The 6,025-nt window shown below is 68.8% G+C and carries 6 protein-coding genes; 4 read left to right on the plus strand and 2 right to left on the minus strand.

The window, feature by feature from the left end:
• Positions 1 to 102: 102 nt before the first annotated feature.
• The 4 genes from ACGFSA_RS30790 to ACGFSA_RS30805 all read left to right on the plus strand — a co-directional run bounded on the left by ACGFSA_RS30790 (position 103) and on the right by ACGFSA_RS30805 (position 3,661).
• Positions 103 to 375, plus strand: a complete 273-nt coding sequence (locus tag ACGFSA_RS30790; RefSeq protein WP_393309321.1) for a hypothetical protein — start codon at positions 103 to 105, stop codon at positions 373 to 375.
• A gap of 196 nt (positions 376 to 571) precedes the next feature.
• Positions 572 to 2,572 (plus strand): hypothetical protein, encoded by a 2,001-nt coding sequence (locus ACGFSA_RS30795; protein ID WP_393309322.1) that lies wholly within the window; start codon positions 572 to 574, stop codon positions 2,570 to 2,572.
• Between the two features lie 34 nt (positions 2,573 to 2,606).
• The gene (locus tag ACGFSA_RS30800) at positions 2,607 to 3,191 is read left to right on the plus strand and encodes a hypothetical protein (RefSeq protein WP_393309323.1); all 585 of its coding nucleotides are present in this window, start codon (positions 2,607 to 2,609) and stop codon (positions 3,189 to 3,191) included.
• Positions 3,192 to 3,211: 20 nt separating this feature from the next.
• Entirely contained in the window at positions 3,212 to 3,661 is a 450-nt protein-coding gene (locus tag ACGFSA_RS30805) for a DUF3592 domain-containing protein (protein ID WP_393309324.1), read from the plus strand.
• Between the two features lie 37 nt (positions 3,662 to 3,698).
• On the opposite strand, the gene ACGFSA_RS30810 is transcribed toward ACGFSA_RS30805, so the two are convergent.
• Both ACGFSA_RS30810 and ACGFSA_RS30815 read right to left on the minus strand, forming a co-directional pair.
• Positions 3,699 to 4,526 (minus strand): hypothetical protein, encoded by an 828-nt coding sequence (locus tag ACGFSA_RS30810; RefSeq protein WP_393309325.1) that lies wholly within the window; start codon positions 4,524 to 4,526, stop codon positions 3,699 to 3,701.
• 144 nt (positions 4,527 to 4,670) lie between these two features.
• Positions 4,671 to 5,264 (minus strand): hypothetical protein, encoded by a 594-nt coding sequence (locus ACGFSA_RS30815; protein ID WP_393309326.1) that lies wholly within the window; start codon positions 5,262 to 5,264, stop codon positions 4,671 to 4,673.
• Positions 5,265 to 6,025 lie beyond the last annotated feature (761 nt).

The raw sequence follows: 6,025 nt of genomic DNA on the forward strand, positions 1-6,025 counted from the left end.
AGGCGGCCGCGCACGGGGGGCTGCGGCTGCGTTGGCTGGACGGGCTGCCGCACGAGCTACTGTGCGGGGGCGGTGGCCTGAGCGGCCGGATCGTCGTCGGACATGCTGCCGATTATCTCCGCAGCGGGTGGCCCCACCCGCCACGGGGCCGGGCAGCGGCGCCGGGCTGCGGCCACGGCCCGGCCCGGCCCGGCTACGGGCGGAGCTTACGTCTTCTACCGCAACCTGTGTCCCGCCCCGGCCTGGCCGCTGAATGTGCTGCCGTGCGTGTTCGTCGGCGCGCTGGTCGCGGGCGTCGTCGGCTTCGCCGTGCTGCGGGTCCGGAGGCCGGAAGTCGCCGAACGAGCGGGATCGTTCGCGGACGGCCTGGACTGACCCGCGCCGCCTCTCCCGCGGTGCCCGGTTCCCCTGCGCACCCGCGCGGGCGGGGCCGGGCACCGTCCGTCGTTGGGCCCGACTTTGGGGCCGAGGGCCCAGGTCACCCAGCCCGTACGGCCGTACGCTCACGCCCACACCCGAATGCGGAACTGCGGGCACAGGCATGGCAAGTGGGCGTCGGAGAGGGAGAACCGTGACTGGTGGCGGGGGCTGGGGAAGCGGAGGCGCGGGCCACATACCGCCGGGGAGCGGGGGTGGTGGTTCCGGCACGAGCAGCGGCGGTGCGTTCTTTGCGCTGACGCGCAGTTGGGCCGTCGGCGCCCTCGTCTACATCGTCGCCGGCTTCCTGGTGAGCCGCGGGCTGGTGGAGACCCTCGCCACCGGTGAGCGGCTCGAGGAGTTCACCTGGCGGCTGGGCCTGCTGCATGTGCCCAGCGTCATCACCACTCTGCTCACCGTCCTGGCCGCCGCCCGCGTCCTGCCCGAGGAGCAGCGGGAGTCCCGCCCGGTGTATCTGACCGCCGCCCTGGGTGTGCCGGTCGCCGGACTCGCGTACGGCCTCTTCGTTTCGTGGCATCTCGTCGGCGTCGAGGGCGTGTTGATGCCGCTCGTGGTGCTGGTCACCGGTTCGGCCGCCGGGCTGGCCGTCGCCCGGCTGCTGGAGGAGGACGACAGCACGGAGTCCGTCACCCCGAACTCGTACTCATGGCGGGACAGCGGCGCCACCGCGATGGAGTACCTCGGGGTGATCGTCCTCGTCGTCACGATGATCGGCGCGATGGCGATGGCCGGTGTCGGCGGTCAGATCGGCGAGCGGATCCGGTGTGCGATCAGTTCGCTCGGTGGCGGCACCGGGGGATGCACCACCGGTGGCGACAACCCGGTCGCGAAGCCGAGGACGGATGCCGACTACGAGCCCAAGCTCTGCCAGATCTCCAGCGTCTCCGAAACGGTCGGTGACAAGGTCAAGATCGGCTGGTTCGAGTGGGGCAACGAGTACGGCTTCCAGCAGAAGGTCAGCCAGGCCAAAACGGATGTGAACGGGGACGGCAAGGTCGACGAGAACGACAAGCTGGTCTACATGACGTTCACGGACGCCGCGTCCGTCGGCGCCACCGCCGGCACCCCCGGCTTCAAGCTCGGCAAGCTGGGCAAGGCGAATGTCGATGTCGGCGGCGGTGTCAAGATCACCAACGGTGACACCTGGGTCTTCAAGAGCGAGGAGGACGCCAAGAAGATGCGGGAGGACATCGAGGAAATGAAGATGTGGGAGGCCTCCACGAAGTACAGCGGCGCCTACGGCGGTAACTGGTACTCGGGCATGAAGTGGGCGGACAAGAAGAAGGACGTCGAGAAGCAGATCGGCAACAAGAAGATCTCCTACTCGACGATCGGCCTCAATGTGTACGCGGACGGCGGTCTGGCCATCAGCGCGGGCGACGAGTCCCAGCTCGGCGCGAAGCTCGGCGGCAAGGTCAAGTTCTCCCCGGAGGTGACCATCTCGAAGGACGACGTCAACGGCAACGAGTCGTACACGTACACCGCCAAGCTCGAACTGGAGGGCAAGGTCAGCGGTTCGGCCGGCCCGCTCACCGGTACGTCCGGCGCGAAGGACACCCGTACCGGGGCCATCACCGTCACCCGTGACCAGAAGACCGGCAAGATCGTCCGTATCGACATGACGAAGACGGTCGAGACGGGCTCCACCTCCGACAAGGGCGAGGCCAAGGGCGACAACGGCAAGAAGGACGGTGACAAGCGCGGCGGCAAGGCGGGCGCCACCGACTCGTCCGGCGACACGGGCATCGAGGTCCAGACGAACTCGATCGTCTTCGGCAAGGACACCGACAAGGCGACCGAGGACAAGCGGGCCATCGCCGAGCAGTGGCTGGACGGCAGCGGCAACAACACCGCCCCGTTCGAGTACATGTTCGGCGACAAGTCCCTGCAGCAGAAGCCCGACGGAACCGACCCGTTCGACCGGATGATGTTCCAGGACGGTCTGTCGAGCACGATGCGGTACCACGGCGAGACGGACGCCCAGGAGTTCGGCTTCGAGGTCTCGCTCGGCATGAGCCTCGGATTCTCCCTCTCGGACGAGCACAAGAAGGAGACACTGACGGACGCGCGGTTCCTCGGAGCTCCGCAGGGCGACAAGCGCACGTTCCTCCCGTACAGCTACTGCGCGAAGTGAGCCCGGTACGCAGCACCCCGCACAACGAAAGGCGATGACGGCAGTGAGGAAGTCCCGGACGTCCGGCGCGGTTGTTGCCGCCGCCCTCGGTCTCACCCTGCTCACCGGCTGCGGCTCCTCGGACGCCGCCGCCGTCCCGGACGGCTGGGGCACGCTCGACACCAAGAGCGTGTCCGTCGGCTACCCCGAGGACAAGGGCTACAAGGAGCAGTCCGCCGCCGACCGCAACAAGAACAACGCGGCCGTCGCGCTCAAGGAGGAGGGCGGGCTGCGCACCGGCATGGTCTCGGTCCAGCTCGACTTCGCGACCGGCATCGACGACGCGGGCGAGGCCGCCTCCGCGGCGGGCGCGGGCATCGGCCTCGGCGCCACCCGCAAGGGCACCACCGACGTGCGGCTCGCGGGCGAGGAGAGCGCCCGCGAGGCGCGTCGGATCGACTACGAGTTCACCTCGTCCGGCAAGGAGCAGACGCCGGCGAGCGGCACCCGGATGACGGGGGTCGTGGTGGCGGGGGTCGATTCGAAGGACGTACCGTTCGCCATCCGGATCAATGCGGTGAAGGGCTCGCTGAGCGCTCAGGACCTCGACGCGTTCGTGGACTCGATCACCGTGAAGTAGCGGGCGGAGGACTGGCGTTCATGGATGTACTGCCCGGCGGGACCGCCACTTTCCTGCTGCTGCTCGGCCTGTTCCTCGGTGCGTTCGCCGTACGGTCGGCGCTGCGGCTGAGCCGTGTGCTGAGCCTCGTGCGGCACGGGGAGCGGGCCGAGGGGCGGTGCGCGGAGCGCCGGGTCGTGGACCGGGGGGCGGACCGGGAGCGGAGCTATGCGACGGAGTACGTGTTCGCGTTCCGCACCCTCGACGGCCGCGAGGTCGAGTTCGTCGACCATGCGCCGGGCCCCTTCGGCTTCGAGGTCGGGGCGCCGGTCCGGGTCTCGTACGATCCGGCGGACCCGGAGAGGCGCGCCACGGTCGCCGGGCCGCGGGCCTGGGGTCCGGTGCTGATGCCCGCGGTGTTCGCGGTGGTGCTGGGGGTGTTCGCGGTGGGGCTGCTGGTCGGGTTCGCGGCGATGCGGGGCTGGGTCTGACAGCGGCTGCGGCTGTCGGACCCTGCTGATTCACGGGTCACCCGGGCGCCCGCTTCCGGGCACTGCGTGCACCGCCCGGAACACCGGCCCGGGCACGCCCCGAGTCCGACCCGCCGGAGTCCGAACCCCCGGACGCGGCCGACCCGCCCGGTCCCGTGCCCCCGCCGGCGACCGCGCCACCCGAGTCCGTGCCCCCACCGGTCGTGCCGCCCCCGGCCTCCACGTCGCCGCCCGGTGCCGGGCACGCACTGCCGGTCAGCTGGCAGATCGCGCTCCGGATCTCCCCCGTCAGCTGGGCGCCGATCCCCGTCGCCACGAGCCCGCCGATGAGGGCCACGACCACCAGGACCATGCCCAGGTACTCCATGGCGGTCTGGCCGCCGTCCCGGCGCCACTTGATCATCCGGGCGATGCTGAACGGCCGGTGCGGCTTCCGCCGCTCCAGGGGGAGTTCGAACCAGTCTCGGGAGGACGGACGGAACAGGAGGACAACGATCACGACCGGCATCACCAGCTGTGTCGCCCCGCGCCCACCGCCCGCGCCCAGCGTCGCCAGCGCGCCGAGGGTGAGCCAGACGTGGACGGCGAGGAGCCCGCGCCAGATCCATATGCCGCCGGTACGCAGGTACAGCGAGAGCACGAAGGCAAAGACGCTCGGCAGTGCCGCGTACAGCAGCAGTCCGATCAGCCTTCCGTCGACCTCGTTGATCGACGACGCCACTGTGAGCACGCCGATGCCACCCAGGACCGCGAAGACGAACAGCGTCCGGACGAGAATCAGCACCGCCTGCAGCGGGCGCGGCAGCGACTTCCTGCCGGAACGGGCCAGGAAGACGCCGCCGCCGGCGCCGCCCGGAACTGCCATTCCGCCTGCGCCAGACACGACGAGTCCCCCAACTGGTCGGCGTGTGACCAGACTTGGGCCACTTCATTCACCCGACCACATCGCCCCGTCCAGGGCATGGACCCCAGGGCCCAAACCCGGCCCCGGCCTCCCGGCCTGCGCGTCCTACCTGCTGGGGACTTCACTCCCGAACAGCACCCATGGCGACTGCTCGAAGGGCGTCACACGTGACAACTGCGGCTGCATGTCAGCGATCTCATGCCGCACGGCAAGGGTGTCGGGCCAACTTTCGAAGAATGTCGTGCCGTTGACGATGACCGCCCGCCAGTCGGTCGCCGCGGAATCACCCTCCCGGTCGACCACGAAGCCGATGCAGAGCAGGGACGCCCTGCCGATCGCCTCCCTGATCGCGCGTACGGCCAGTTCCTGCTCGTCCCGGGACAGCCGGTACAGCCCGAATCCGAGGGAGACGATGCCGTCCCGTGTGCGGCGGATGCACACCTGGATCTCCGCGCCGCGCTTCACCCAGAGCAGGAATCCGATCTCGTCGAGCCGCTGCAGGCCCGCCAGGAGCGCGAGCTGCTCCCTGGTCACCCACGACTGGGTCATCACCGGCCCGGACCCCGGGGTGACGAGGGTGATCCGCCGGGTGGTGGGGTGGGTGATCCGCAGTCCGGCCGCATCGAGATCACCGAGCAGCGACTCGGCATCGGGGCGACTCCAGCCAAGGTGGTACGAGTAGAAAAATCCGTCACTCATCGACGCTTCACCTCATCGGTGTGGGGGCACCTCGCCAGTACGAATGGAGCGTGAAGTTCTTCGTGCGCGCAGGCACGCCGGATTGCCGCTTCGGGGCGGCGCCATCACATGCCTCACGGTTGGTCGTGCACGAGCGTAATGAGCGCGCCGGAACGAGGCTTGGGTCCACGGACCCAAGTCGGCCCCAAAGATGGTACGCGGATCGACCTGGGCGTTTTCTCCGTTCGGGTCAGCTCTTCCCGCAGCCCGCGGCCGGAGGCGGTCGCCCGCGGCGATGGCAGCGGCGATCACGACTGCCGGTACCGCACCGATCGCCGAAACCATCGCCGGGCTGCAGTGGTCGCCACAGGCCGCGAGCGCCGACCGATTCGCACCGACAGCCCGCCGCACCGCTGCCCGTACAGCGTGTTTATTCGGAATTACGGTGAGCGAATAGGGCGCCCTTAATGTGCCGCAGGCCACATGACTTACGCCACTCTTGTGTGGATTTAAGGCATTTGCCGTGTGGAGTGGACCACATGGCGGGCGTCACTATGAAACCGATTAGTAGAACATCATGGCCCGCTCCTCTTCCTTTACGGCGATTCCTCGACCATTCCATTCAGTCGGTACGAATACGAATAGCAAAAGGGGCCCATTGACCCACATTTCTTCTTCGCCCAATACTTCTTGGCATCGCCCGACAACAGATGAGGAATTACGGAATGCCGTTCAACGCGATGTCCACGAAGTTCGCCCGCATGACCAAGACCAAGAAGATG

It is taken from the genome of Streptomyces sp. NPDC048496 (genome assembly GCF_043200055.1).
GTDB lineage: Bacteria > Actinomycetota > Actinomycetes > Streptomycetales > Streptomycetaceae > Streptomyces.

Bases quoted from the DNA above. Each gene is read 5' to 3' on its own strand.
- ACGFSA_RS30805 (WP_393309324.1), top strand. From the start codon at position 3,212: ATGGATGTACTGCCCGGCGGGACCGCCACTTTCCTGCTGCTGCTCGGC.
- ACGFSA_RS30800 (WP_393309323.1), top strand. From the start codon at position 2,607: ATGACGGCAGTGAGGAAGTCCCGGACGTCCGGCGCGGTTGTTGCCGCC.
- ACGFSA_RS30790 (WP_393309321.1), top strand. From the start codon at position 103: ATGCTGCCGATTATCTCCGCAGCGGGTGGCCCCACCCGCCACGGGGCC.
- ACGFSA_RS30815 (WP_393309326.1), bottom strand. From the start codon at position 5,264: ATGAGTGACGGATTTTTCTACTCGTACCACCTTGGCTGGAGTCGCCCC.
- ACGFSA_RS30810 (WP_393309325.1), bottom strand. From the start codon at position 4,526: ATGGCAGTTCCGGGCGGCGCCGGCGGCGGCGTCTTCCTGGCCCGTTCC.